We start from the raw sequence: 25,347 nt of genomic DNA on the forward strand, positions 1-25,347 counted from the left end.
TTCGCGCAACGGCCTTGGCCGAAATGGAAAAGGGTCGCCATCGCTGGCGACCCTTTATGTTTGTGGGAAAGCCTTCGGAAGACCTCAGAATTCTTCCCAGCTGTCGCCGCCGGATGCGCCGCCACCGGCCGCGGCCACCTTGCGCGGCGTCGGCTGGTAGGCCGGAGCGCGGGTGGTCGCCGTTGCTGCGGGCCTGGAAGGCTGGCGCATCGCCTCGGCCGTGGCCCTGAGGGCTGCTCCCGGCTGCGCGTTGCCGCTCACCTGGAAGCGCGCCACAAGTGTACGCAGGTTGTCGGACTCCCCGCGCAGCGCCATGCTGGCCGCCGTCGTTTCTTCCACCATCGCGGCGTTCTGCTGCGTCACCTGGTCCATCTGGTTGACGGCAGAATTGACCTCTTTCAGGCCCGAAGCCTGTTCGCTCGCCGAAGCCGAGATCTGCCGGATCAGCCCGTTGATCTGCATGACCTGATCGGAGATCTTCTGCAGGGTCTCGCCGGCCTGGCCGACGAGTTGCACGCCATCCTTCACCTGGGCGCCGGACGCGTTGATCAGCGCCTTGATCTCCTTTGCTGCCGTCGCCGAGCGTTGCGCCAGTTCGCGCACTTCCTGGGCAACGACGGCAAAACCCTTGCCGGCTTCCCCTGCGCGGGCAGCCTCGACGCCGGCATTGAGCGCCAGGAGGTTCGTCTGGAAGGCGATTTCGTCAATGACGCCGATAATCCGCGAAATTTCCATCGAGGACTGTTCGATGCCCTGCATCGAGGCAACGGCCTTGCGCACGACTTCACCGGATGCCTCGGCGTCCTTGACGGCGATGCTGACGGTATTGGCCGCGACACCGGCATTGTCGGCGCTGGAATTGACCTGTTCGGTTAGCTCGTTGAGCGCTGCCGCCGTCTCTTCCAGGCTCGCCGCCTGCTGCTCGGTGCGCTTGGCGAGGTCCGCCGCACTTTCGGAAATCTCGCCTGTGCCGGCACTGATGTTGACCACACCGGAATTCACGGAAGCGATCGCCTGTTCGAGCGTTGCGACAGCATCGTTGAAGTCGCGCTTCAGCGCCGCATATTCGCCCGGGAATTCATCCGGCAGGCGATAGGTAAGGTTGCCCTGCGACAGCTGGGCAAGACCATTGCCGAGGGCTGCCACCACATGCTGCTGGGTCGCAGCCGACGCATTGCGGTCCTGCTCGTTGCGCCGGCGCTCGCCTTCCGCAGCGCTGCGCTGCGCCTCCGCTTCTGCCGCCAGCATGTGGCTTTCGGCGAGGCGATGGCGGAAGCCATCGAGTGCCTTTGCCACCATGCCGATTTCGTCCAGCCGGTCCTGGTTGGAAACATCGGTCTCGTAATTGCCCTTCGACATGCGCTCCACGTCGCCGACCAGCCCGTGCAACGGCCGCTGCGCAAGCGAACGCACCGCAAGGAACAGCGCGATCATCACGGCCGCAAGCATCACCAGGCCACCGATGATCATCATCGTCGTCTGCGCCTTGACCGGTGCGCTGATTGCCGCGTGCGGAATGTCCACGATGACGGTCCAGGTCGCGTTCACGCCAGGCACTTCGAAGGGGTAGAGCAGGCGATCGAAGCTTTCGCCGTCTTCGCCGCCAAGGTTGCTCAGCACGCTGCCCTTGCCGCTGTTGATCGCGGTCTTGACCGCATCGGCGCCCTCGGCCTCATAGGGCTTCATCAGAAGATCGTCATTCGGTGCGACCAGCCACTGCGCGCCCTGTCCAACCAGCAGCACGCGCCCGGTCTCGAAGGGTTTCAGGGCCTTCAGCTTGTCCGAAAGGGAGAGAAGCGAAATGTCGACGCCGCTGACACCGATCATCTTGCCGCCGGAGAAGACAGGATAGGCAATCGAACTCATCGTCGTCGGCACGTCGGTGCCTTCGGCAAGATAAGGCGCCGTGATCGCGCCCTTGCCGCTCTTCGCGGCGAGCGCATACCATTCGGCGTCGTACTTGGCCGCAAAAGTCGAGTACTGGATCGCCCCGTTGCGGTCCTTCGACCAGTAGGGGGTATAGATGCCGTCGGCATTGGCACCCAGATCGGTCTGCCCCTTGATTTCGTCTTTCCGGCCATCGATCGCCCCGGGCTCCTCGGCCATCCAGCTACCGAATGCGAAGGGATTCTGCTCCAGATTCGCCTTCAGGATATTGGTAATCCCCATGCGGTCGAAGGACTTGCCTTCATGGCCGCGGCCGATCACGCCCGACATCAGGCGCGCGGCACTTGCAAGCTCGCCGATATTGCCGGCGACTTCGCGGGCGATCGACTTCGCCTCGGCATCGGCCTGTTGCATGATCAGCGCATGGACGCGGTCCCGCGTCTGGGAAATGAGAACGAGATTGGAAACGAAGAGCACGAGGCCGATCGCTGCGCCGGTAACAACCAGCAGCTTGATAGCGATGGATCGAGAAAACAGGGCGAACATGGCAGATCCTGGAGGAGAGGTCACTCTGCATCGGCATGCGGTCCGCGCGATCATGGCGCAGCCTGTCCAGCCGCGGCCGGACATGAGGTCGCCTCACGTTAAATCGCCATAACTTAATGGGCCGCTAAGAAGAGATCAGATTGCCCGCTCGACTTCGCCCGAAACAGGGATAGCCGGCTGCGCCCCGGCCTTCAGGCAGGCACGTGATCCCGCAACGGCAGCCCGCCGCAGCGCCAGATCGAAGTCGAGTCCTGCATCCAGACTCGCGGCAAAATAACCGCAGAAGGTATCGCCGGCGCCGACCGTATCGACAGGCTCGATCTTCAGACCCTTTGCCCTGTGAAGCGTGCCGCCCTCGACCGCGATCACGCCGGCAGCGCCAAGCGTGATGATCAGAACTTGGCCGGTCTCCCGATGCATGGCAAGCGCGGTCTCTTCCCGCTCGGCAGCACTCAAGCCTTGCCGTCCGGCCAGCAGCTCGAACTCGGTCTCATTGGCGATCACGATATCCGCGAGCTTCGCCAGCGTTGCGGCTTCCGCCGTCAGCGGCGCCAGGTTGAGGATCGTTCGTACGCCAGTGCCCTTGGCGGCCATCAGCGCGGCTTCCACGGCCGGGGCCGGCACTTCCAGCTGCAGCATCAGCGTATCGCCCGCCTTCAGCGCGGCAACGGCAGCCTTCGCTTGCCCCGAATCGACCGTTCCATTCGCGCCGGCCACCACGGCAATCATGTTCTCGCCGTCGCCGCCAACCAGGATCAGGGCCGTCCCTGTCGCCCCGTCCACCGTCTTCACGCCGGAGAGATCGGTCCCAGCTTCCTTGAGAAGGGAAATCGCCGGTCCGGCGAATTCGTCACGGCCGACAGCGCCGACCATCCGCACGATCGCACCTGCCCGCCGCGCGGCGAGCGCCTGGTTTGCACCTTTGCCGCCGGCGGCCGTGGCAAAACCCGTGCCGGCGACCGTCTCACCGGGAACCGGCAGGCGAGGCGTGGTGGCAACCAGATCCATGTTGATGGAGCCGAAGACGGTGATCATGAGCGCGAGCCTCCCTTAACCAGTGTTGCGCTCTTGTGGACCAGCCCGTCAGTCTTCGTCAACAACCCTGAGCTTGAGAAGACCGGTGCGGCTTTCCACCGCCCGAGGCGCAGCATCGGTTGCGTCGACGGCACCACCCGGCGCCTCGAATTCCATGGCTTCGATCTTCGCCCCGCGCTTCGCCAGCTTGTCGGAGGAAGTGATGATCTGCTCGACATCCTTCTGCGCCGCAAGAAAATGGCTCTGCAGTTTGCGCGTCCGGTCGTCCAACCGTCCCAAATCTTCCATCAGACGGATCACTTCGCCCTGGATCAGATGCGCCTGTTCGCGCATCCGCTGGTCCTTCAGCACCGCCTGGATCACCTGGATCGACAGCATCAGCAGGGAAGGGGAGACGATCACCACGCGCTGGCGATGCGCCTTCTGCACCACGCCCTCGAAATTCTCGTGGATCTCCGCAAAGATCGATTCCGACGGCACGAACAGGAAGGCCATTTCCTGCGTCTCGCCCGGCAGCAGATATTTCTCCGAGATGTCTTTTATGTGCACTTCGATGTCGCGGCGAAACTGCTGGCTCGCCACCTTCTTCAGCTCCGGTGTCTCGCCGTCGCGAATGGCGTTCCAGGCCTCCAGCGGAAATTTCGCGTCGACCACCAGCGGCGGCGAATTGTTCGGCATCCGGATGGTGCAGTCCGGCCGCGATCCGTTCGACAGCGTCGTCTGGAATTCGTAAGCCCCCATCGGCAGCCCGTCGGCCACGATCGTCTCCATGCGTGACTGACCAAAGGCACCACGCGTCTGCTTGTTGGAGAGGATCGCCTGCAGACCCACAACATCCTTCGCCAGCGACTGGATGTTGTTCTGCGCCGCATCGATCACCGCCAGCCGTTCCTGCAGCGTGCGCAGGTTGTCATGGGTCGATTTCGTCTGCTCGGTGATCGTGGTCCCCAGTCGATGCGTCATCCCGTCCAGCCGCTGGCTGATCGACTGGTTGAGCTCCGCCTGCCGACTGCCGAAAACTTCCGCCATGGTCGCCAGCCGTCCCTGCATTTCGGCCTGCGCCTTCAGGAGTTCTGCGAGGCGCGCCTCCGCCGCCTCGTCACGCCGCAACGCGTCCTCCATCATCTGTGCACGCATGCGCGCGGAACGCGTCGATTGAAGGACGATGGCAAGGATGGGAAAGGCGATGATTACGGCGGCCAACGCCAGCAAAAAGCCGGGGCCGAGCGTGACGGAGCCGATGGTGAGGGCGGGAATATCTTGGATGTTCATTCACCGACTATACCCGATTCGGTCTCAGGAACCAGATCAAAGAGTGAACGCGACTTCTGCCGCGACTGTCACGGCCGACCTCTTTGGAAGTTTTTAACCCTGAAAAATTGATGAATAACAAGAAAGGCCGGCAAAAGCGCCCATCGCTGGCATCTCCTCCCATGCCGTTAAAAATATAAGACAACTTTCGGTTATTTTAGAAACTCTACATTTACCAATTGAGCGTCTTCTGAGGTCAAAGGACGCGATCCTGCGTTGCCCCAGCAATGGACTGAGAATCACCATGGTGCCGTCGAGTGACAATTCCGATCTGAAGAACCGCCTTCGCTTTCTGGGCCTGGACGACAGGGGCCGAGAGACCCTGCGTCGCATGGGGCCCTTAATCCGTGCCAATATCGGTGGCGCGCTGGAGATCTTCTACGACAAGATCCGCAAGGTCCCCGAAACCGCCGCCTTTTTCCGCAGCGAGGATCATATCCGCAGTGCCAAGAGCCGTCAGGAAGACCATTGGGGCATCGTCGGCACGGCGGAATATACCGAAAGCTACGTCGAAGGCGTCACTAAGGTCGGCAAGGCCCATGCCCGCATCGGTCTTGAGCCGCGCTGGTATATCGGCGGCTATGCCCTGGTGCTCGAACAGCTGATCCACGCGGTTGCCCGCGACCGCTGGCCGAGCCGCTTCGGCCGGCAGAAGGCGCCGCAACTGGCCGACGAGATTTCCGTCGTCATGAAGGCCGCCATGCTCGACATGGATTACTCCATCTCCGTCTATCTCGACATCCTGGCCGCCGAGCGCAAGCGGGCCGAAGAGACGAGGCTACGCGCCGAAGCCGAGCAGGCAACCGCGCTTGCCGCCCTCCGGGCTGTCCTGACCAAGCTTGCCGCAGGTGACCTCGAAGCCCGACTGCCCGACGATTTGCCCGCCAATTTCGCCGAGATGGCACGCGACTACAACGCCTCTGTTGATGCCCTGCGCGCCACGATCGGTACGGTTCGCAGCTCGGCCGACGAGATCTTCAAATCCACCTCCGCGATTGCAGAGGCGACCGATGACCTCGCCCAGCGCACCGAGCAGCAGGCGGCAGGTCTTGAGGAAAGCACCGCCGCCCTGCACGAACTCACCCAGAACGTGACCCTTACCGCCGATGGCGCCCAGAAGGCCGCCCAGGTGGTCGGCATCGCCCTTGACGAGGCACGCGTCTCCGAACAGGTCGTCTCCCGCGCCGTCGATGCCATGGGGGCTATCGAGAAGTCATCCGACGCCATCTCCAAGATCATCGGTGTGATCGACGAAATCGCCTTCCAGACGAACCTGCTCGCGCTGAACGCCGGCGTCGAGGCGGCCCGTGCCGGCGAGGCCGGTCGCGGTTTCGCGGTCGTCGCCCAGGAGGTCCGCGAACTTGCTCAGCGCTGCGCCAATGCCGCCCGCGAGATCAAGAGCCTGATCTCGCAAAGCTCCACCCAAGTCAATTCCGGCGTCGGCCTCGTCAACAATGCCGGCGATGCCCTGAAGCAGATCATCGTGCGCATCGGCGAAATCAACCAGATCGTCGGCACCATCGCGGCTGCGGCGGCCGATCAGTCCGGCGGCCTGCGCGAGGTCAACACCTCGATCGCCTCCATGGACCAGATCACTCAGCGCAACGCCGCCATGGTCGAGGAGACCTCGGCCCAGACTGCGACGCTCGGGGAAGAAGCCGAACGCCTGCTCGCCGCCCTCCAGGGTTTCCGGATCCATAGCTCTCATGCCCACGCCATAAGCCACGCGCCTGTTCGTCGCGATCAGCCGGCGGATCGGAGGATGGCGGGATGACCCACAGCGCCGGGTCCAGGTGGAACAATTTCACCCCGGCGTTCAGCTTCTGTTTAGGAAACCGTGACAGGTCTGTTTGACGACCGTCAATCTCACAGCCTCGCGTTGGTAACATGCATCAGAAATCGAACACCGACCTGTCCGAACGCCTCGACTTCCTGGAAATCGACCAGAAGACGCGGGAAACCTTGGGAGAGCTGCGTCCGACCATCCACGATGTCATGGGCCCGGCGCTCGACAAGTTCTACGCCAAGGTCAGCAAGACCGCGAAAATGGCCGCCTTCTTCCGCGATAGCGGCCACATGAACGGCGCCAAGAAAGCCCAGATCGGCCACTGGGACAAAGTCGCCAACGGCAATTTCGATGAGAGCTATGTGAAAGGCGTCACCGCGGTCGGCAAGGCCCATGCCCGCATCGGGCTTGAGCCGCGCTGGTATATCGGCGGTTATTCGATGCTGGTCGGCGAACTGCTCGCCGGCGTGCTCGTCAAGCACTGGCCCTTCCCCTTCGGCAAGCGCCATGCGGAAGCCCTCGCCGACAAGATGAAGGCCCTCGTCAAGGCCGCCATGCTCGACATGGATTACGCGATCTCGGTCTATCTCGACGAGCTGGAAACCAAGCGGAAGGCGCTGGAGGAAGAGCGTGCCCGGTTCGAGGCCGATCAGGCGATTGCCATGGAACACCTGCGTCGGGGCCTGGAATCGCTCGCCCGCAGCGATTTCGAAACCCGTATGACCACCGACCTGCCTGACAATTTCAAGGAAATGGCCGGCTATTATAACGATACGGTCGACAAGCTGAACGTCTCCTTCGCCGCCATTCGCCGCGCCTCGGAAGAAATCCTTGGTGGCACCGATGCCATCGCCCATGCGTCGAGCGAGTTGGCGAGCCGCACCACCCGCCAGGCCGCCGGCGTCCAGCAGAGCTCGACAGCCCTCCAGCAACTCTCCGTCAGCGTCAGCCAGACCGCCGCCAATGCCGAGCGCGCCTCGGCTGCCGTGCACGAGACCCAGCACCAGGCGAAGACCTCGGGCACGGTTGTCCACCGCGCCGTCACCGCCATGGATGCCATTGAGAAATCCTCCACCGAGATTTCCAAGATCATCGGCGTCATCGACGAAATCGCCTTCCAGACCAATCTTCTGGCGCTGAATGCCGGCGTCGAAGCCGCCCGCGCCGGCGATGCCGGCAAGGGTTTCGCTGTCGTCGCGCAAGAGGTCCGCCAGCTTGCCCAGCGCTCGGCCGATGCCGCCAAGGAAATCAAGCAACTGATCTCGCAGAGTTCCGATCAGGTGAAGCAGGGCGTCGAACTTGTCACCGGCACGGGTGAGGTCCTCGGCGACATCATCGCTCGCATCGATGCCATCGACAGCTTCGTCTCGGATATCGCAACCGCCGCCAAGGATCAGGCGACCGGCCTCAACGAGGTGAACCAGGCGACCCGCAACATGGACCTCCTGACCCATGAAAACAGCGGCATGGTCGAGCAGACATCGGAAGAGACCCGCCGCCTGCGCGCCGAAGTCGCCGGCCTGGTGGAGCTGATGAGCCACATCCGCACCCGCAGCGACAAGCCAGGCCAGGCGCAGCGCCGCACGGCCGCCTGACCGGGTGGGGCGAAACGGGAGGATCTCGGTGCATTTTCCGATTTCCTCCCTTTCGATCTTGCGCTAAGGGAGGCTCATGACCATCAAGCCACTCATAATCCTGCCCGATCCGCTGCTGCGCCAGGTGTCTCAACCCGTGGAGCGCGTGGATTCCGAGCTGAACCAGCTTGTCGATGACATGCTCGAGACCATGTACGAGGCGCCCGGCATCGGGCTCGCCGCGATCCAGGTCGGCGTGCCGCGCCGTCTGCTCGTCATCGATCTCGCCAAGGAAGGCGAGGAGCCGACACCGCTCGTCTTCATCAATCCGAAGATCATCCGCTCGTCCGACGAGCGTTCGACCTATGAAGAAGGCTGCCTGTCGATCCCGGATTATTACGCCGAGGTCGAGCGTCCAGCCGCCATCACGGTCACGTCGCTTGATCGCACCGGCAAGGAAGTGACGACGGAGGCCGATGGCCTGCTCGCCACCTGCCTGCAGCACGAGATCGACCATCTCGACGGCGTGCTCTTCATCGACCATATCTCTCGCCTGAAGCGCGAGATGGTCATCAAGCGCTTCACCAAGGCTGCCCGTCAGAAGATTTGATCGAGGCCGGGCTCCAGCGCGACCTCCATTCTTGAAGGCGATACCGACATGGCACTGCGCATCATTTTCATGGGGACGCCGGCCTTCTCCGTCGCCACCCTCAGGGCGCTTCACGCCGCCGGCCATCAGATCGTCGCCGCCTATTCGCAGCCGCCCCGCCCGGGCGGCCGCCGTGGCCTCGATCTGCAGAAATCACCGGTGCATCAGGCCGCCGAAGAGCTCGGCATCGAGGTTCGCCACCCGCTGAATTTCCGCGATCCCGCCGACCGCGAAGCCTTCGCAGCGCTGGATGCCGATGTCGCCGTTGTCGTCGCCTATGGCCTGCTCCTGCCCCAGGCGATCCTGGATGGTACACGGCTCGGCTGCTACAACGGTCACGCCTCGCTCCTGCCGCGCTGGCGCGGTGCCGCCCCCATCCAGCGGGCGATCATGGCCGGCGATGCCGAGACCGGCATGATGGTGATGAAAATGGACAAGGGCCTCGACACCGGCCCCGTCGCGCTCACCCGCAAGATTACGATTGCTCCCGACATGACCGGCGGTGAGCTTCATGATGCCTTGAGCGTCGTCGGCGCCGAGGCCATGGTCGAGGCCATGGCGCTCCTCGAAAAGGGTACGCTCGAAACCGTCGCCCAGCCGGAAGAGGGCGTGCTCTATGCCGCCAAGATCGACAAGGCCGAAACACGGGTCGATTTCTCCCGCCCAGCACGCGAGGTCCACGATCATATCCGGGGTCTGGCACCTTTCCCGGGCGCTTGGACCGAGATCGAGGTCGGCGGCAAGCCGGAACGCGTCAAGCTGCTCGCCTCGCATCTGGCAAAAGCAGACGGCCATCTCGGCGCCCCCGGCACCATCCTCGACGATGTCATGACAGTCGCCTGCGGGACGGGCGCCGTCAGCCTCGTGCGTCTTCAGAAGGCCGGCGGAAAGCCGCTAGGCGCCAGTGATTTCCTGCGCGGCACGCCGCTCCCCAAGGGCACGGTGATCGCCTGATGCCTCGCTTCCGCATGATCGTGGAGTATGATGGCACCGCCTATGTCGGCTGGCAGCGCCAGGACAATGGCCATTCCGTGCAGTCGGCCCTCGAGACTGCGATCCTGTCTTTGTCCGGCGAAACCGTCGTCATCAGAGGCGCCGGGCGCACCGATTCCGGTGTGCATGCCATGGGTCAGGTCATCCATGCCGATCTCTCCCGCGCCTGGGTGCCCTACAAGCTGCGCAATGCTTTGAACGCCCATCTGGCCCAGGCCGGCGAGCAGGTCTCGATCATCGACGTCCAGGCCGCGCCCGACGATTTCGACGCGCGCTTTTCGGCGCTCCGCCGTCACTATCTCTACCGCATCATCAACCGGCCGGCCCGCTTGGCGCTGGAGGCAAACCGCGCCTGGTGGGTGCCGAAGTCGCTCGATCACGAGGCCATGCACGCGGCCGCCCAGCAGCTCGTCGGCCACCACGACTTCACCACCTTCCGCTCTGCCCATTGCCAGGCGGCAAGCCCCGTCCGCACGCTCGACCGTCTGGATGTCACCCGTCGTGGTGACCTCATCGAGATCCGCGCCAGCGCCCAGAGCTTCCTGCACAACCAGATCCGTTCCTTTGCCGGAACGCTGAAACTGGCCGGCGAGGGCAAGATGACGCCTGCAGATGTGCGCGCGGCCCTCGAAGCCCGCGACCGCGCCGCCTGCGGCCCGGTGGCGCCGCCGGAAGGGCTTTATTTCATGCGGGTGGATTATCTTGGCGACGAGCCGCAGCCGGATATCTGAAGAAGTTTTCGCAAGAGTTCGACTCGGTCTCGCAGTCCGGTACCGCGTCAGAACCTGCGTCTCAGCCCGGATAAACGCCGAGATAGCGTTCCAGCAGTTCCGCAAGGATCATCGACGGCACCAGCACCACCATCACGATGGTGGAAATGGTCAGCAGGTGATCCCCGACGATCATCCGCACGATCCGGAAGAGGATCGCGATCAGCGTCACCATCAGCAGGAACCACAAAAGCGCCACCAGACCGCTGAGGCTGGGCAGCAGCATCATGATCAGCACCAGCACGCCATAGGCATAGGAGGCGGGCAGCGCCAGCCAGTTGGTCACCACCACGAGGGAGGCGAATTTCTCCCCCAGGCCCACCATCCAGCACAGTACGCCGAGCAGGATCACCGGCACCAGCCAGTTTGCTGCTTCGACAAGCGTCAGGCGAAAGAAGAACAGAAGCCCTGCCTTGGTCCCGGCGGCCTGACCTTCAAGAAACAGCACGCGCCACCAGGCAAATGACAAGAGGATAGCCGGCAGCGACCAGGCGATCGACCAGAAGGAGCGCGCAGCGCCCCGATCGCTGAAATCCAGATGGGTGAAGCCGGCTGGATCCTGCCGCAGCAGAAGCCACAAGCCTTTCAGGTAGATCTCAATTTCCTTAAGCGTCGGCATGGGCAAACCACTGCTCGATAAAGGTCTGGTAGATCACCGTCAGCGTTTCCAGGTCGGCAACGGACACCCGCTCATCGACCATATGCATGGTCTGCCCCACCAGACCGAACTCTACCACCGGGCAATAATCTTTGATGAAGCGCGCATCCGACGTGCCGCCGGTCGTCGACAGTTTTGGCGTCCGGCCCGTTACTGTCTCGATGGCACCGGACAGCGACGAGATCAGGCTGTTGCTCCGCGTCAGGAACACATGGCTCGGCCGCTCCGACCACACCATCTCATAGGCGATCGCCGCGCGACCCGGTCGAAGCTCGGGGTCGACGGCAGCGGCATTGAGCCGCCGCAGGATCTCCGCCTTGACGCTGTCCGCATCCCAATGGTCGTTGAAGCGGATGTTGAACTTGAAGCGGGCCGTCGCCGGAATCACGTTCGTCGCAGCATTGCCGACATCGATCGAGGTGACTTCGAGGTTCGACGGCTGGAAGTTTTCCGTGCCCTCGTCGAAGGCTGGGAACATCAGGCTTTTTGCCAGCGACAGCGCACCGCGCACCGGGCTGTCTGCGAGATGTGGATAGGCCGCATGGCCCTGAACGCCGCGCACCGTGACCGTGCCGGAAACCGAGCCACGCCGACCGATCTTGATCATGTCGCCCAACGTATCCGGATTGGTCGGTTCGCCCACCAGGCAGGCATCCCAGCGCTCGCCGCGCGCGGCCGCCCATTCGAGCAGCTTGACCGTACCGTTCACCGCCGGGCCCTCTTCGTCGCCGGTGATCAGCAGCGACACCGAGCCCCTCGGCACCTTCCCGGCCTCCACCAGCCGCGCATAGGCCGCGATGAAGCAGGCAATGCCGCCCTTCATGTCGACGGCGCCCCGGCCGAACAGCATGCCGTCTCGGACTTCGCCGGAAAACGGCCCGGCCGACCAGTCGGCTTCGTCGCCCACCGGCACCACGTCGCTGTGCCCGGCAAACATCAGATGTGGGCCATCGGTGCCGGCGCGGGCATAGAGGTTCTCGATGTCGGGGGTATCTACGTCCCGCTCCACCATCCGGTCGACGGCAAAGCCCAGCGGCTTCAACAGGTCTTCCAACACAGTGAGCGCTCCGCCTTCGGCCGGCGTGACGGAGGGGCAGCGGATCAGGGCTTGAAGAACTTCGACGGGGCTGCTGGCGTTCATGTCGGTCAATCTGGGCTGGGCATCGGTGATCAATTCGTCCGTGTCGAGACTTAGCCCAAGGGCAGGGCGGTGTCATCTCGCATGCCGCGGCCGAAATGTCGCGCAGCCGGACCGATGGGGAAGGGCGCCGGTCGGAACCGGCGCCCTCGTCATATTATTAGTCGCGCAGCAATTCGTTGATGCCGGTCTTCGAGCGGGTCTGCGCATCGACGCGCTTGACGATCACGGCGCAGTAGAGATGCGGAGCCGCAACGCCGTTCGGCATCACCTTGTCGCTGCCCATCGAACCGGCGACGACGACGGAATAGGGCGGCACTTCGCCATAGGTCACTTCGCCGGTGGCGCGGTCGACGATCTTGGTCGACTTGCCGATGAACACGCCCATGCCGAGCACCGAGCCTTCGCGCACGATGCAGCCTTCGACGACTTCCGAACGCGCGCCGATGAAGCAGTTGTCCTCGATGATCGTCGGGCCGGCCTGCATCGGCTCCAGCACGCCGCCGATGCCCACACCGCCTGAGAGATGCACGTGCTTGCCGATCTGGGCGCAGGAACCGACGGTCGCCCAGGTATCGACCATGGTGCCTTCGCCGACATAGGCGCCGAGATTGACGAAAGAGGGCATCAGGATGGCGTTCGGCGCGATATAGGCCGAGCGGCGCACGACGGCATTCGGCACGGCGCGGAAGCCGGCGGCGCGGAACTGGTTCTCGCCCCAGCCTTCGAACTTCGACGGCACCTTGTCCCACCAGGTCGAGGAACCCGGACCACCCTTCACGACTTCCATGTCATTGAGGCGGAACGAGAGGAGCACGGCCTTTTTCAGCCACTGATGCACGGTCCAGGTGCCGTCTTCGCCGCGGGTCGCAACGCGCGCCTTGCCGCTGTCGAGCAGGTCGAGCGCGGTCTCGACGGCATCGCGGATCTCGCCTTTGGTGGCGGTCGAAACCGTATCGCGGTTCTCGAAAGCCGCTTCGATGACGTGTTCGAGCTGGGTGAGATCGGAGGCGCTCATCTGAATTCCTTAAACTTCGTTGTCTAACCTTGGGGATGGAAGCGATCAGGGTCTGATCGAAAATTCGCGCAAAGCTCTAGCGCATAAGTCGCTGCATGAAAACAGCGTCTGGCGGCCTTGCGCGTCGGAAAGGAAGAAGCATGGCGAGACTGAAAAACGGCAAGCATCGGCGCAAGGACGGCTCCTGGGATCCGCTGAAGGATTCATCCACCGATCGCCAGACCGCGAAGGTCATCCCGCGCACGCCGCAATCCGCCTCGTCCTCCTACACGCTCGCCTATGTCGACGAGGAATTCCTCTGCCGCGAGGAACTGCGCCCGGTGCGCCTGCAGCTGGAATTGCTCAAAACCGAGATGATCCTCACCGAGCGCAACATCAAGTCGACCGTGGTGATGTTCGGCGGTGCGCGCATCCCCGCCCCCGGTCAGGCTGCCTGGGCGGCGAAGAACGACATGCAGAAGAAAAACCTGGAGAACGCTTCGATCTATTACGACCAGGCCCGCCGCTTCGCCCAGCTCTGCTCCAACCAGTCCAAGGCCAGCGACTACCACGAATATGTCGTGGTGACCGGCGGCGGCCCGGGCGTCATGGAAGCGGGCAATCGTGGTGCCGCCGATGTCGGTGCGCCCTCGATCGGCCTCAACATCGTGCTGCCGCACGAGCAGGCGCCGAACCCTTACGTCACGCCGGAGCTCAGCTTCAATTTCCACTATTTCGCCATCCGCAAGATGCATTTCCTGATGCGCGCCAAGGCGATCACCATCTTCCCCGGCGGCTTCGGCACGCTGGACGAGTTCTTTGAAGCCGTGACGCTGATCCAGACCAAGCGTATGGCGCCGATCCCGCTGATCCTCTTCTCGAAAGCCTTCTGGCACGACATCATCAACTTCGAGGCACTCGCCACCTTCGGCACGATCGCCCCGGAAGATCTGGACCTGCTGCACTTCGCCGAAACGGCGGAGGAAGCCTGGCAGATCATCGCCGATTTCTACGACCTCGACGCAGAAGCGGCCCCGTAAGGGGCCGCCGCAGTCTCGTTTGAACCTGTCCGTCGCGATCAGCGGAAGAAGATTGGCCGCTTCGGCAGGTCGTCGACGCTGATGACGCCATCCTTGTTGCGGTCCATGCGCTCGAACATCCGCTCGCCCATGGCGGTTGCTTCGGCCTTGCTGATCTGTCCGTTTTCGTCCTTGTCAGCCACCCGCATCATCCGGGCTGGACCACCCATGCCATCAGGTCCTCGATCACCGCGACCTTCGCCGCGCTCGGCCCGCTCATTGTGCCAGCTATGACGCTTGCCGTCGCGACCCTTGCCGTCATGGTGCTTGCCCGGGCCGGGTCCGCCCATGGCATCCATGTCCTGCGGGCCGCCCATGTCTTCGGCCTCGGCCATATCCTGCGGACCGTTGCCGGGGCCGGGGCCGCCGTCAGCAGTTTCGTCATCCGGTGCGCCACCTGGCGGCGGCGGTGGCGGCGCGGCAGCCTCGTCGCCGGGAACCGGCTTGCCGTCAGCCTTCATCTCGGCACGGGCTTTCTGCATCTCGGCCCGCATCGCCTCGCGATGCTTGCGCATCTCGCCCGGGGTGATCGAGCCGTCGTTGTCGGCATCGATCTGCGTGAACAGGGCTTCGCTCGCAGCCGTCGCTTCGGCCTTTTCGATCTTGCCGTCCTTGTTCGTATCGAACTGCTGCAGCATGCGGACGAACATGACTTCCGGGCCGCCGCGGGGCGGGCCGCGCCGGTCGCCGCGATCCTGGGCAAAGGCGCCGCCAGCTGCGGTGCCGATCAAAAGAGACGCCGCAAGGGTCGCCAGGGTGATGGTCTTGCCGTTCATCTGTGGTCCTTTCAATGATTCTGTCGATGAAAGGAATGTAGGGTCTGCGGCAGCTTGAGCCTACTTAACGATCGGTAAGGCGCATGAAACTTTGGTAAGCTTGGCCCTAAGCTTAGGCCTGATCACCGAGCACGTGTCCGAGGAAGCCGCTGAGATCGTCGGTGATGAAGTCGACGCTGTCGCCGTCGATATGCTCCACCCGCTCCCAGGTTTCGAGCAGCGCCGTCTCCAGATTGCGCGGGACCAGGAGCACCGTCTTCATGCCCAGTGCCTTCGGCACTTCGAGATTGCGCGGCAGGTCCTCGAACATCGCCGCCTTTTTCGTGTCGATCCGGTTCAGGCTTGCGAACTTGTCGTACGTCGACCCCGCCGGCTTCGGCACGTAATCGGCCGCGACGATGTCGAAGATGTCGTCGAAGTGGTCGAGGATGCCGAGCGCGCGAGCCGCATCCTGAGCATGGGCAACCGTGCCATTGGTGAAGATGAACTTGCGGCCCGGCAGCCGCTTGATCGCTGCACCCAGCGCTTCGTCGGGCAGCAGGGCCGAATAATCGATCGCATGGGCTCTTTCGAGAAAGGCGTTGGGGTCGACCTTGTGATGCAGCATCAGACCGGCCAGCGTCGTGCCGTGCTCATGGTAATAGCGCTTCTGCAGCACCTTCGCCTCGACCGGATCGACCTGCAACAGTTCCGCCACGAAGGCGGTCATGTTGGTGTCGATCTGCGCGAAGAGATTGATGTGATGCGGGTAGAGCGTGTTGTCGAGGTCGAAGACCCAGTCACGCACATGGGCGAAATCGTCGGGCGAGGGGAGCTTTGCGGGTTTGGTCATCGGGTCCTTATGGCAGATGCCTCAGAGGATGCAACAGGTGGCAAACGCCCTGTCGCGCGGTCGATAGGTCCGGTGGAAATAGGATTGGTTGCCGCTTCGGGAAGTGCTATCAGAGGCGCATGGCCAGAATGATGTTGATCCGTACCGGCAAGGCGAGTGTGATCCTCCAGGATCACAAGCGGCTGCCATGCCGTTTCCATCCGCTGGCCGCCGGCACGATCCGCCTGCGCGTCTGCTGATCGAGGGCCATCAGGGCCATCTTTCACCGCATCTCCCGTCCTTTCGCCGCGTCTTCGACGTTGGTTTGTCATTCCGGATCGATCCCCATGGAATTCTGGGCCATCATCACCATCGGTGCTGCCTTCCTGCAAAACATGCGCTCGGCGCTGCAAAAACACCTGAAGAGCCGCATGGGCACCACGGGCGCCACCTTCGTCCGCTTCGGCTTCGGCTTGCCTTTTGCTTTTCTCTATCTCGCCATCCTCAATCTCGGCTTCGACCGGCCGCTGCCGGTGCCCGGCCTCGTCTTTGCCGGCTGGGCGGTCGTCGGCGCACTCGCCCAGGTCGCCGCGACTTTTCTGCTGGTCCACCTCTTCTCGTTTCGCAACTTCGCCGTCGGCACCGCCTATTCCCGCACGGAGCCGGCCCAGGCGGCGCTGATCGCCCTGGTGCTTTTCGGCGAAACGATCACCGCCGGCACCTTTGCCGCCATCCTCGTCTCGATCGTCGGCGTCATGCTGATCTCGGTCGCCCGCACCACGCTGACGCCTGCCGCACTGGTGACCTCTGTCTTGAGCCGCACGGCCCTGATCGGCCTCGCCTCCGGCTTCTTCTTCGGCCTGTCGGGCACCGCCTATCGGGCTGCGTCGCTTTCGCTCGCGCCAACGCTGCCGGCCCCGGATGCTGTGATGCAGGCGGGGTATACGCTCTGCGTGGTTATCGTCGTGCAGACCGTCTCGATGCTCGCCTGGATGCTGTGGCGGGACCGGGCGGAGCTTTCCCGCATCCGCGCTGCCTGGACGATCAGCGCGCTGGTCGGCTTCGTCGGCGCCACCGCCTCCTTCGGCTGGTTCATCGCCATGACGCTGCAACAGGTGGCGGTGGTCAAGGCGCTGGCCCAGGTGGAAATGCTGTTCACCTTCGCTTCCTCGGTCCTGTTCTTCAAGGAGCGGATCAATCGGCTGGAGGTGGCGGGCTGCGGTTTGATCGTGCTCGGGGTGCTGTTGCTGGTTCTGGTGTGAGGGGGCCTGTCTCCCCCCTTGCGGGGGAGAAAGCGAAATCGAGGAGTTGGCCCGATCAGGGCCAAATATCAGATGTCGCAAGAGGGGAAAGCGGCGAGGCTTTCGCCCACCGCACACCACGTGTGGGATGAACCCTCGGCAGGTTAGCGCGACGCCCTCATGCTGAGTGCCCTCGCAAAGCGAGGGCCTCGAAGCATCCCTCTTTTTTGCTGGACCTGTGGCCTCGTGCTTCGAGGCCGGGCCTTGCCCGGTGCCTCAGCATGAGGGTAGGCGTGGTGGCCTCGCCCTTCGAGGCCCGACAGGGTCAGGCACCTCAGGATGAGGGGAAATCTATCACTGTCAAAAAACCAAGCTTCGCCGCCGGTCGGGAGCAACTCCCTCCGGTGATGGGCATGCTTGTCTCGGACGAGGCGCCAGAAGCAACCTGTCTAAGTAAATATGTGGCTCCTTCCGGCGCCTCGTTCGGCGTCTATTCCCGCTGCATGCGTCCCTCTGGCAAGGCGGCGACGGTCCTCGGTCCTCGGGTCAGGCCCGAGGATGACCGAGGATTGACCGGGCGCGGGTCCGGCTTCGACATCACCACGAGAGTGACGCTTCAGCCTGGCCGGTGGCCCGGGAGGTTCCCGCCGGATGGTGCACCATTCCGACCGGGACCCTCGCCCGGGGGATGATCGTTTGGCCATTTGCAGCCTGCCATCATCCCCGCCGTTTGTTTCGCCCCGCTGTCTGGATGTTCGCGACAGCAATGGCGCCTTGTCTGTGTGCCTCTGAGGCACGTCCTTCCGATCGGGGTATCCAGGTTTGGTGGCATCCGACCGCCAAACCCTCGTTCCAGCCCCACGTCCGGAGGGAGACCGTTGCAGCGGGCCAGGATCTTGGATCTGCGACAACCCTCCATCCCGGCGCCGGCCCCGCCTCGCCTGACATCGCATCGACAGGTGTATCCGAGGGCGGGACGGAGTTGAGTCTACGGGAGGAAAAATGGGCGGGGATGAAAAAATGGTTCGGGCTTTGATTTTGTTGGGAAATGTCGCGAACTCATCCCCCTTTTTTGCCTGCCGCCGCGTTTGTGGCCTTTGCCCCTCACCCCCCCCTCTCCCCGCAGGCGGGGAGAGGGGGGCGCAAGCGGTGGCCGTCTCGGCCTTCTCCCCGCCTGCGGGGAGAAGGTGCCCCGAAGGGGCGGATGAGGGGCGAAGGCGGCAAACGCGACGTCACCTGTTGGCGGGCTTGTGTTTGGATCCTCGGGTCAAGCCCGAGGATGACGGAGTGTGGAGAAAGCGCCTGGTATCCTCCGCTACTGTCTTCACCGCACAAGGTCTGAGGAGGATACCCTTGTGTCCCCTAAAGGTCGTCATCCTCGGGCTTGACCCGAGGATCCAGACACAAGCCAGGGCCGCGGGCTCATCTCCCCCTTGCGGGGGAGACTTCGGAGCGTTGGCCGAAGGCCAGAAATCGATCCAGCGAATCGATTTCAGCGAACGGAGGCCTGAGCGCGACGCCGCGCGAAGGCTGTGAGAGGAATTGGCCCGCTCAGAGCCAAACCTTGAGATTTCGCAAGAGGGGGGCTCGGTGATTTCGGTGCCAACGGAACCGTGCCCCTCTCCGGGAAAATCTGAAGTTTAGGCGGCTTGCGCGGACCTCAAGCCTTCGATTTTCCGTCCTCCCCCGCAAGGGGGGAGGGGTAGCGCGCCATCCGCGTTGAATTTGTGGTGCCACCGAGCACACCCGCAAAACCATTTGCGCTTTTCCCCCCGCGCGGTACATCCAAGACACGCAACGCGCAGAAGCCGCCGGAGACCCCATGACCGCCTCGAACCCACCCGGTGCTGCCGCATCCGATCATTCCTATCCGAAGCGCTGGACGGCGCTTGCCGTGATGATGCTGGCGAATTTCATGAATCTGCTCGATGTCACCATCGTCAATGTGGCGCTGCCCAGCCTGCAGTCGGGGCTCGGGGCGACGTCGAGCGAGATCGAATGGGTGGTGGCCGGTTATGTGCTGGTCTTTGCGCTCGGGCTTTTGCCCTTCGGCCGACTGGGGGATGTGCGCGGCAAGAAGCGGGTGTTTCTGGTGGGCGTCGGCGCCTTTACCTTTGCCTCGCTGCTCTGTGGGCTTGCACCCGGCATCGACAGCCTGATCGCCGCGCGGCTGCTGCAGGGGGCGGGGGCCGCCGTGATGACGCCGCAGGTGCTGGCAATCGCCCAGATGATGTTTCCGCCGAAGGAGCGGGCCTCCGCCTTTTCGCTGTTTGGCCTGAGCGCCGGTCTCGCTTCTGTGTCCGGGCCGCTGCTCGGCGGCTGGCTGATCAGCATGGATCTCTTCGGCCTCGGCTGGCGGCCGATCTTTCTGATCAACATTCCGGTCGGGCTGATCACCATCCTCCTCGGCGCCCGCCTCATTCCGTCGCTGCCGGTACGCCCGGGCCTGAAGAACGATTTCGGCGGCATCCTGCTCGCAGGTCTTGCGATCTTCTGCATAATCTTCCCGCTGATCGAGGGACGCGGCTTTGGCTGGCCGACCTGGTGTTTCGCCATGCTGGCGCTCGCGGTGCCGCTGGCGATCGCCTTTGCGCTCTGGGAGCGTCGCCAGCACCGGACGAAGGGACCGGAACTCTTGCCGCTTAATCTGATGCGCAACCGCAACTACGTCATCGGCACGCTGATGACGGCGACCTTCTTCTCGACCATGCCGGGCTTCTTCCTGACCTTTGCGATGTTCCTGCAGCAGGGTTTTGGCTTCACGCCGCTGCAATCGGGCCTGACCACGGTGCCGTTTTCATCCGGCATCTTCGTTGCCTCGCTGATCTCGGGGCGGCTCGGCAACATCACGCCGCGTCTGCGCGTGATCGGCGGCGTGATGATGGTGATCGTCGGCATGGCGGCGCTGCGCTATCAGATCGTGGCTTTCGGCGAGGTGGCCGACCGGGTGGCATTGCTGCCCTGGCTTCTCTTGAGCGGGCTCGGCATGGGGATCGCGATCGCGCCGATGTTCCAGCTGGTGCTGGCCGGCGTGCCGCCGCATGATGCGGGTTCAGGCTCCGGCGCGCTGCAGGCGATCCAGCAGGTAGGCAGTGCGCTGGGCATCGCCATCGTCAGCCAGATCTTCTTTGCCGATCTGGCGGGGAGCGTGGCGGCAGGCGTCGCCAATCATGCTGCCTATATCCACGCGCTGGCGACGGGGCTGTTCTACAATTTTGCCGGCTATGCGCTGGTGCTGATCGCCGTCTTCATGATGCGCGGGCAGGCGGGCCCGGCGGTCCAGGAAAGGCCCCTGCCGATCGAGTGACCGGCAAGGGAATTCTGGACCTCAGGGGATCAGCAGCGTGCCGGCACCGGTCTCGGTGAAGAGTTCGAGCAGGACCGAATGGGCGGTCTTGCCGTTGAGGATGACGACGCCCTGCACGCCGGCCTGGATCGCCTCGATGCAGGTCTCGACCTTCGGGATCATGCCGCCGGATATCGTGCCGTCCTTGATCAGCGCATGGGCTTCGGCGACCGACAGCTCCTTGATCAGGTTGCCGTTTTTGTCGAGCACGCCCGGCACATCGGTGAGGAAGAGCAGACGCGAGGCGTTGAGCGCGCCGGCAATCGCGCCGGCAAAGGTGTCGGCATTGATATTGTAGGTGGCGCCGTCGCGGCCGGGTGCGACCGGGGCGATGACCGGGATCATTTCCGAGCGGGCGAGCAGGTCGAGCAGCGTGCGGTCGACTTCGACCACTTCGCCGACAAAGCCGAGATCGAGCACGCGCTCGATATTGCTGTCGGGATCGCGGACCTTCTTCTGCGCCTTTTCGGCAAAGACCATGTTGCCGTCTTTGCCGCAGAGCCCGATCGCCCATTCGCCGGTCTGGTTGATCAGCGCGACGATTTCCTTGTTGATCGAGCCGGCGAGCACCATTTCGACGATCTCGACCGTCTTCTGGTCGGTGACGCGCAGGCCGTTTTCGAAGCGCGATTCGATGCCCATCTTGGCAAGCATGGCGCCGATCTGCGGGCCGCCGCCATGCACGACGATCGGGTTGACGCCCGACTGCTTCAAAAGCGCGATATCGGCGGCAAAGGCCTTGCCGAGTTCGGGATTACCCATGGCGTGGCCGCCATATTTGACCACGATGGTCTTGTTCTCATAGCGCTGCATGAAGGGCAGGGCCTGGACGAGAAGGCGGGCCTGGATTTCGCTTTCGGGAGCCGACATGGGGAAAACCTCGTTTGGAATGGCGGCCTTTTAACGCATGTGTCGCCGCTATGGAATAATCGTCGCGGAATATAAGCGGCCTGTGACATGCATCTTCATCCTGTCGCATTGCAGAAACAGATTGCCGCCCTAAATCAGCTGCGACTGGAGGATGGGGGTATCATGGTACGCGACGACATCGGCGAGCTGCTGGCCCGTGTGGCCCTTCGCGACCGCTCGGCGTTTTCGCTCCTCTATCAGAAGCTCTCGCCGAAACTTTTTGCCATCTGCCTTCGTATGTTGAAGGACAGGGGTGATGCCGAAGAGGCCCTGCAGGACGTGTTCGTCCGGATCTGGGACAAGGCCGGCAGCTATTCGGGCGATGGCATGAACGCCTATGGTTGGCTGTGCGCCATCACGCGCTATCGCTGTATCGACCGCTTGCGGGCGAAGCGGCCCGAGAGCGAGGATCTGGAGGCGGCGGAAGAGCTTGCCGATCTTGGTCCGGACCCCGAACAGACGGCGATGTTGCGCTCCGAAGGCGCACGCATTGACACATGCATGGAGGCATTGGATCCTGACCGGGCGCGCGCCGTTCGACAGGCCTATGTCGAGGGACTGTCCTATCAGGAACTGGCCGAGACATTCGCGGTTCCGTTGAACACGATGCGCACATGGCTGCGACGCAGCCTTTTGAAACTGAGAGAATGCATGGATGAGCACGCCCGACCAGAGCAAGGGTGACAGATCGCGGGACGAGGTCCTCGCCGGGGAATATGTCCTCGGCGTTCTCGGCATGCCCGAGCGCGCCGAGGTCGAAGCGCGCCTGCGCCATGACCGGCAGTTTGCAGAGGTCGTGCGCCGCTGGGAGGCCAACCTCGTCCAGTTCAACGATGACTACGCCGAGGTGTCGCCGCCGGATCAGCTGTTCGGCAAAATCGAGCAGCGGCTGTTTCCGGTGGCCGCGGAGGGCGCTGCGCCCCGCGGGCTGTGGAACGCGCTCTGGCTCTGGCGGGGGCTGACCTTCGCCTCGCTTGGCGGTCTGGCGCTTGTGGCCGGCCTGCAATGGGCACCCGCCTTGCGGCCGCAGCCGCCAGCGACGCGCCTCACCGCCGAGCTGTCTGGCGAGCAGAGCCAGATCGCGCTGCTTGCGAGCTACGACCAGCGCTCGGGCCAGCTGGCGGTGACGCCGGTCGCGGCCGGCGGTGCCGAGCAGAAATCGCTGGAGCTGTGGCTGGTCGAGGGTGAGCAGCCGCCGGTCTCCCTCGGTGTCTTGCCGCAGACGGGGCAGGGTGAAATCGCGGTGCCGGAAGAGCTGCGCGGCCGCCTGGCAGAAGGCGTGGTGCTCGCCGTCAGCCTTGAGCCGTTTGGCGGCTCGCCGACCGGCAAGGCGACCGGACCGGTGCTGGCCGTCGGCCCTGTTCATCCCTGATCGGCTGAAAGTTTCTTTTCAGATCAAAGAGATAAAAGAGCGGCGAGAATTTTCTCGCCGTTTCTGAAACTTGTTTTCGAATCCTTCCGTCCTTGGTGGTGTCCCCGATAGAGGGATCCCACTCAGGCGTCCGGCGGCCCGAACCGTCAGGACGCGTTCAAGAACACCAAGGACAGAGGAAACCGAAAATGTTCAAGATCGCCCTTCGCCCGCTCGCAATCACCGCCGCCCTGCTCGCCGGCACCGTTGCCGCTTACGCCGCCAATCCGTTGGTTGGTGGTGCAGAGATGCCCGAGACCAAGAACATCGTTGAAAACGCCGTCAACTCCAAGGATCACACGACCCTGGTCGCTGCCGTGAAGGCCGCAGGCCTGGTCGAGACCCTCTCGGGTGCCGGCCCGTTTACCGTCTTTGCCCCGACGAACGAAGCCTTTGCGAAGCTGCCGGCCGGCACCGTCGACAACCTGCTGAAGCCTGAGAACAAGGACCAGCTCACCAAGGTCCTGACCTGCCACGTGGTCGGCAAGGCCGTGATGTCGGATGCGCTCGTCAAGATGATCGCCGATGACGGCGGCGAGCATGATGTGCCGACGGTCGGCGGTTGCGTGCTGAAGGCCAAGGCAGCCGACGGCAAGGTGACGCTGACTGACGAGAATGGCGGCGTCTCGACCGTGACGATTGCCGACGTCAAGCAGTCGAACGGCGTCATCCACGTCGTCGACGCGGTGATCCTGCCGAAGATGTAAGAAGGATGGGCCTCAGAGCCCATCTGACTAAGGCAGGTGCCTGAGCGTCAAAGGCCCTGTTTGACGGCCTCGGTGATTGCGCCCCGCAATTGCTCGAGGCCGTCTGCTTTTTCAGACGAGGTTGCGAGCACTTCCGGGAAAGCGGCCGGGTGTTTCTTGATCTTGTCGAGCGTCTCGGCGATCAGCCTGGGCACGCCGGCGGCCTTGATCTTGTCGGTCTTGGTCAGCACGATCTGGTAGGAGACGGCGGCCTTGTCGAGCAGTGACAAGACCTCGTCGTCGTTCTTCTTGATGCCGTGGCGGCTGTCGATCAGAACATAGACGCGCTTCAGTGTCGCGCGGCCCCTCAAGTAATCGAAGACCAGCTTGGTCCAGGCATCGACCTGTTCCTTCGGCGCCTTGGCATAGCCGTAACCGGGCATGTCGACCAGCGCCATCGGTGGCAGGTCGCCCTCCTGGCCGGAGAAGCCGTCGGGCACGAAATAGTTGAGTTCCTGGGTGCGGCCCGGTGTGTTGGAGGTGCGGGCAAGCCCGGCCTGGCCGACCAGCGCATTGATGAGCGACGACTTGCCGACATTCGAACGACCGGCAAAGGCAACTTCCAGCGGGCCTTCCGGCGGCAGGAACTCCATCGACGGCACGCCGCGGATGAAGATCCACGGACGGACGAACAGGGGATAGTCACTTCTCTGATTGGGATCGCGCATGGCTCTGGCCTCTCGTGAACCGGTCAATTCAGGGTTTTGCGCGGCAAAGTCAAGCCGCAGCCCCGCCTGTGCGGTTGCTGGCCGGGCGCGCGTGGCTGACGAGATAGGTGAAGAGGGCGGCCATGACGATGGCGCCACCTAATATCGTGCGACCCGAAGGGATCTCGTTGTGCAGAATGACCATCCAGACAGGGGCGAGGATCATTTCGGCCGTGCCGAGCAGGGCGGCGAGGGCCGACGGGATCAGGCGTGCGCCCGTGACATAGAGCGCCATGCCGAGGCCGAGATTGAGGGCGCCGAAGCAGAACAGCAGCGCGAGATCCTGTCCGCCGACGGCAAAGGCGCCGGCCTGCGTGGCGGCAATGGCCGAGGCGATGAAGGAGCCGCCACAGGCCGCCGGCGTCATGCGGATGCCGGGATAGCGGCGCGTGATGACGGTCATGCAGGCGAAGATTGCCGGGATGCTGGCCGCGAGCGTCAGCCCGAGCACCGAGCCGCCTTCGCCGATCGAGGCCGAGACCATGATGCCGACACCGAGGATGACGGCGAAGATGGCGCCCCAGGTGACCGGCGTGATCGGCTCGCCGAGCACGATGCGGGCGAGAAGGGCGGCAAAAAGCGGGATCGACGCCATGAACAGCACGACGTTTGCAACCGCCGTCATCGACACCGCCAGCACGAAGAAGGTCGAGACGAGGGCAAAGCCGACGGCGATGGAAAGGCCCGGCCAGCCGAGCGCTTTGAAGAGACGCAGCGTGCCACGCGGCCCGTCGCGCAGCAGCATGAAGACTGCGAGGAAGAGGCCCGCGAAGAGACATCGCCAGAAGACGATGGTCCAGCCGTCGGCGACGCCGATGAAACGCTGGATCGCGCCGCCATAGCTCCAGGCGATTGCGGAGCCCAAGACCAGCGCGATGCCGGCCCAGGAACGGGGTGAAGGGAGGGAGGCGGCCTGGGTCATGGTGTTTCGATGCACTGCAGCAAGGGGCGACAAAGAGAAAGCCCCGGCGAGGCCG

General features: G+C 63.6%; 22 protein-coding genes. 11 read left to right on the forward strand and 11 right to left on the reverse strand.

The genetic code is table 11. From position 1 onward, the window contains the following. Nucleotides 1-84: 84 nt before the first annotated feature. The 3 genes from FJQ55_RS01875 to FJQ55_RS01885 all read right to left on the reverse strand — a co-directional run bounded on the left by FJQ55_RS01875 (nucleotide 85) and on the right by FJQ55_RS01885 (nucleotide 4,740). The gene (locus tag FJQ55_RS01875) at nucleotides 85-2,433 is read right to left on the reverse strand and encodes a methyl-accepting chemotaxis protein (protein WP_140826032.1); all 2,349 of its coding nucleotides are present in this window, start codon (nucleotides 2,431-2,433) and stop codon (nucleotides 85-87) included. Between the two features lie 135 nt (nucleotides 2,434-2,568). Continuing rightward, nucleotides 2,569-3,468: a ribokinase gene (locus tag FJQ55_RS01880; protein WP_140826033.1), complete on the reverse strand. Its 900-nt coding sequence runs from the start codon at nucleotides 3,466-3,468 to the stop codon at nucleotides 2,569-2,571. 48 nt (nucleotides 3,469-3,516) lie between these two features. After that, on the reverse strand, nucleotides 3,517-4,740 hold the full coding sequence (locus tag FJQ55_RS01885) for a DNA recombination protein RmuC (protein WP_140826034.1): 1,224 nt from the start codon (nucleotides 4,738-4,740) through the stop codon (nucleotides 3,517-3,519). Nucleotides 4,741-5,023: 283 nt separating this feature from the next. Here FJQ55_RS01885 and FJQ55_RS01890 point away from each other — a divergent pair, with 283 nt between their 5' ends. The 5 genes from FJQ55_RS01890 (at nucleotide 5,024) to truA (ending at nucleotide 10,512) form a co-directional block, all read left to right on the forward strand. Then, nucleotides 5,024-6,553: a globin-coupled sensor protein gene (locus tag FJQ55_RS01890; protein WP_140826035.1), complete on the forward strand. Its 1,530-nt coding sequence runs from the start codon at nucleotides 5,024-5,026 to the stop codon at nucleotides 6,551-6,553. Nucleotides 6,554-6,666: 113 nt separating this feature from the next. Next, complete coding sequence (locus FJQ55_RS01895; protein ID WP_140826036.1) at nucleotides 6,667-8,160, forward strand: globin-coupled sensor protein; 1,494 nt, start codon at nucleotides 6,667-6,669, stop codon at nucleotides 8,158-8,160. A 76-nt stretch (nucleotides 8,161-8,236) separates the two neighbouring features. After that, nucleotides 8,237-8,749: a peptide deformylase gene (gene def / locus FJQ55_RS01900; RefSeq protein WP_140826037.1), complete on the forward strand. Its 513-nt coding sequence runs from the start codon at nucleotides 8,237-8,239 to the stop codon at nucleotides 8,747-8,749. 48 nt (nucleotides 8,750-8,797) lie between these two features. Then, complete coding sequence (gene fmt / locus FJQ55_RS01905) at nucleotides 8,798-9,742, forward strand: methionyl-tRNA formyltransferase (protein ID WP_140826038.1); 945 nt, start codon at nucleotides 8,798-8,800, stop codon at nucleotides 9,740-9,742. Then, nucleotides 9,742-10,512: a tRNA pseudouridine(38-40) synthase TruA gene (truA, locus tag FJQ55_RS01910; protein WP_140826039.1), complete on the forward strand. Its 771-nt coding sequence runs from the start codon at nucleotides 9,742-9,744 to the stop codon at nucleotides 10,510-10,512. The genes fmt and truA overlap by 1 nt, the downstream gene beginning before the upstream one ends. 61 nt (nucleotides 10,513-10,573) lie before the next feature. Here the strand turns inward: truA and FJQ55_RS01915 are convergent, their stop codons facing one another. From FJQ55_RS01915 to dapD, 3 genes are all read right to left on the reverse strand, one after another. Further along, nucleotides 10,574-11,170, reverse strand: a complete 597-nt coding sequence (locus tag FJQ55_RS01915) for a hypothetical protein (RefSeq protein WP_140826040.1) — start codon at nucleotides 11,168-11,170, stop codon at nucleotides 10,574-10,576. Next, on the reverse strand, nucleotides 11,157-12,350 hold the full coding sequence (gene dapE / locus FJQ55_RS01920) for a succinyl-diaminopimelate desuccinylase (protein ID WP_140826041.1): 1,194 nt from the start codon (nucleotides 12,348-12,350) through the stop codon (nucleotides 11,157-11,159). Before dapE ends, FJQ55_RS01915 begins: the two co-directional genes overlap by 14 nt. A 157-nt stretch (nucleotides 12,351-12,507) precedes the next feature. Continuing rightward, nucleotides 12,508-13,365, reverse strand: a complete 858-nt coding sequence (dapD, locus tag FJQ55_RS01925) for a 2,3,4,5-tetrahydropyridine-2,6-dicarboxylate N-succinyltransferase (RefSeq protein WP_140826042.1) — start codon at nucleotides 13,363-13,365, stop codon at nucleotides 12,508-12,510. A gap of 140 nt (nucleotides 13,366-13,505) precedes the next feature. Between dapD and FJQ55_RS01930 the strand changes: the two genes are divergently transcribed. Next, nucleotides 13,506-14,384: an LOG family protein gene (locus tag FJQ55_RS01930; RefSeq protein WP_167507682.1), complete on the forward strand. Its 879-nt coding sequence runs from the start codon at nucleotides 13,506-13,508 to the stop codon at nucleotides 14,382-14,384. A 38-nt stretch (nucleotides 14,385-14,422) separates the two neighbouring features. Here FJQ55_RS01930 and FJQ55_RS01935 read toward each other — a convergent pair whose 3' ends face one another. After that, the gene (locus FJQ55_RS01935; RefSeq protein WP_140826044.1) at nucleotides 14,423-15,199 is read right to left on the reverse strand and encodes an EF-hand domain-containing protein; all 777 of its coding nucleotides are present in this window, start codon (nucleotides 15,197-15,199) and stop codon (nucleotides 14,423-14,425) included. Nucleotides 15,200-15,311: 112 nt separating this feature from the next. Beyond that, a complete protein-coding gene (locus FJQ55_RS01940) occupies nucleotides 15,312-16,031 on the reverse strand; it encodes a pyrimidine 5'-nucleotidase (protein WP_140826045.1) in 720 nt (239 codons plus the stop codon). Nucleotides 16,032-16,357: 326 nt separating this feature from the next. On the opposite strand from FJQ55_RS01940, the gene FJQ55_RS01945 reads away from it, so the two are divergent. Together FJQ55_RS01945 and FJQ55_RS01955 are read left to right on the forward strand one after the other, a co-directional pair. Then, nucleotides 16,358-17,272 (forward strand): EamA family transporter, encoded by a 915-nt coding sequence (locus tag FJQ55_RS01945; protein ID WP_140826046.1) that lies wholly within the window; start codon nucleotides 16,358-16,360, stop codon nucleotides 17,270-17,272. A gap of 1,801 nt (nucleotides 17,273-19,073) precedes the next feature. Further along, the gene (locus FJQ55_RS01955) at nucleotides 19,074-20,558 is read left to right on the forward strand and encodes a DHA2 family efflux MFS transporter permease subunit (RefSeq protein ID WP_140826047.1); all 1,485 of its coding nucleotides are present in this window, start codon (nucleotides 19,074-19,076) and stop codon (nucleotides 20,556-20,558) included. A gap of 21 nt (nucleotides 20,559-20,579) precedes the next feature. On the opposite strand, the gene argB is transcribed toward FJQ55_RS01955, so the two are convergent. After that, complete coding sequence (gene argB / locus FJQ55_RS01960; RefSeq protein WP_140826048.1) at nucleotides 20,580-21,467, reverse strand: acetylglutamate kinase; 888 nt, start codon at nucleotides 21,465-21,467, stop codon at nucleotides 20,580-20,582. A 162-nt stretch (nucleotides 21,468-21,629) separates the two neighbouring features. On the opposite strand from argB, the gene FJQ55_RS01965 reads away from it, so the two are divergent. The 3 genes from FJQ55_RS01965 (at nucleotide 21,630) to FJQ55_RS01975 (ending at nucleotide 23,624) form a co-directional block, all read left to right on the forward strand. Then, nucleotides 21,630-22,190 (forward strand): sigma-70 family RNA polymerase sigma factor, encoded by a 561-nt coding sequence (locus tag FJQ55_RS01965; protein ID WP_140826049.1) that lies wholly within the window; start codon nucleotides 21,630-21,632, stop codon nucleotides 22,188-22,190. After that, on the forward strand, nucleotides 22,162-22,878 hold the full coding sequence (locus FJQ55_RS01970; protein WP_140826050.1) for an anti-sigma factor: 717 nt from the start codon (nucleotides 22,162-22,164) through the stop codon (nucleotides 22,876-22,878). Before FJQ55_RS01965 ends, FJQ55_RS01970 begins: the two co-directional genes overlap by 29 nt. Nucleotides 22,879-23,066: 188 nt before the next feature. Continuing rightward, nucleotides 23,067-23,624 carry a fasciclin domain-containing protein gene (locus FJQ55_RS01975; RefSeq protein ID WP_140826051.1) on the forward strand — a complete coding sequence of 186 codons (558 nt, stop codon included), beginning with the start codon at nucleotides 23,067-23,069 and terminating at the stop codon, nucleotides 23,622-23,624. Nucleotides 23,625-23,671: 47 nt separating this feature from the next. On the opposite strand, the gene yihA is transcribed toward FJQ55_RS01975, so the two are convergent. Next, complete coding sequence (gene yihA / locus FJQ55_RS01980) at nucleotides 23,672-24,331, reverse strand: ribosome biogenesis GTP-binding protein YihA/YsxC (RefSeq protein ID WP_140826052.1); 660 nt, start codon at nucleotides 24,329-24,331, stop codon at nucleotides 23,672-23,674. A gap of 49 nt (nucleotides 24,332-24,380) precedes the next feature. Further along, on the reverse strand, nucleotides 24,381-25,292 hold the full coding sequence (locus FJQ55_RS01985; RefSeq protein ID WP_140826053.1) for a DMT family transporter: 912 nt from the start codon (nucleotides 25,290-25,292) through the stop codon (nucleotides 24,381-24,383). Nucleotides 25,293-25,347 lie beyond the last annotated feature (55 nt).

Origin of the sequence: Rhizobium glycinendophyticum (genome assembly GCF_006443685.1) — a bacterium.
Lineage (GTDB): Bacteria > Pseudomonadota > Alphaproteobacteria > Rhizobiales > Rhizobiaceae > Allorhizobium > Allorhizobium glycinendophyticum.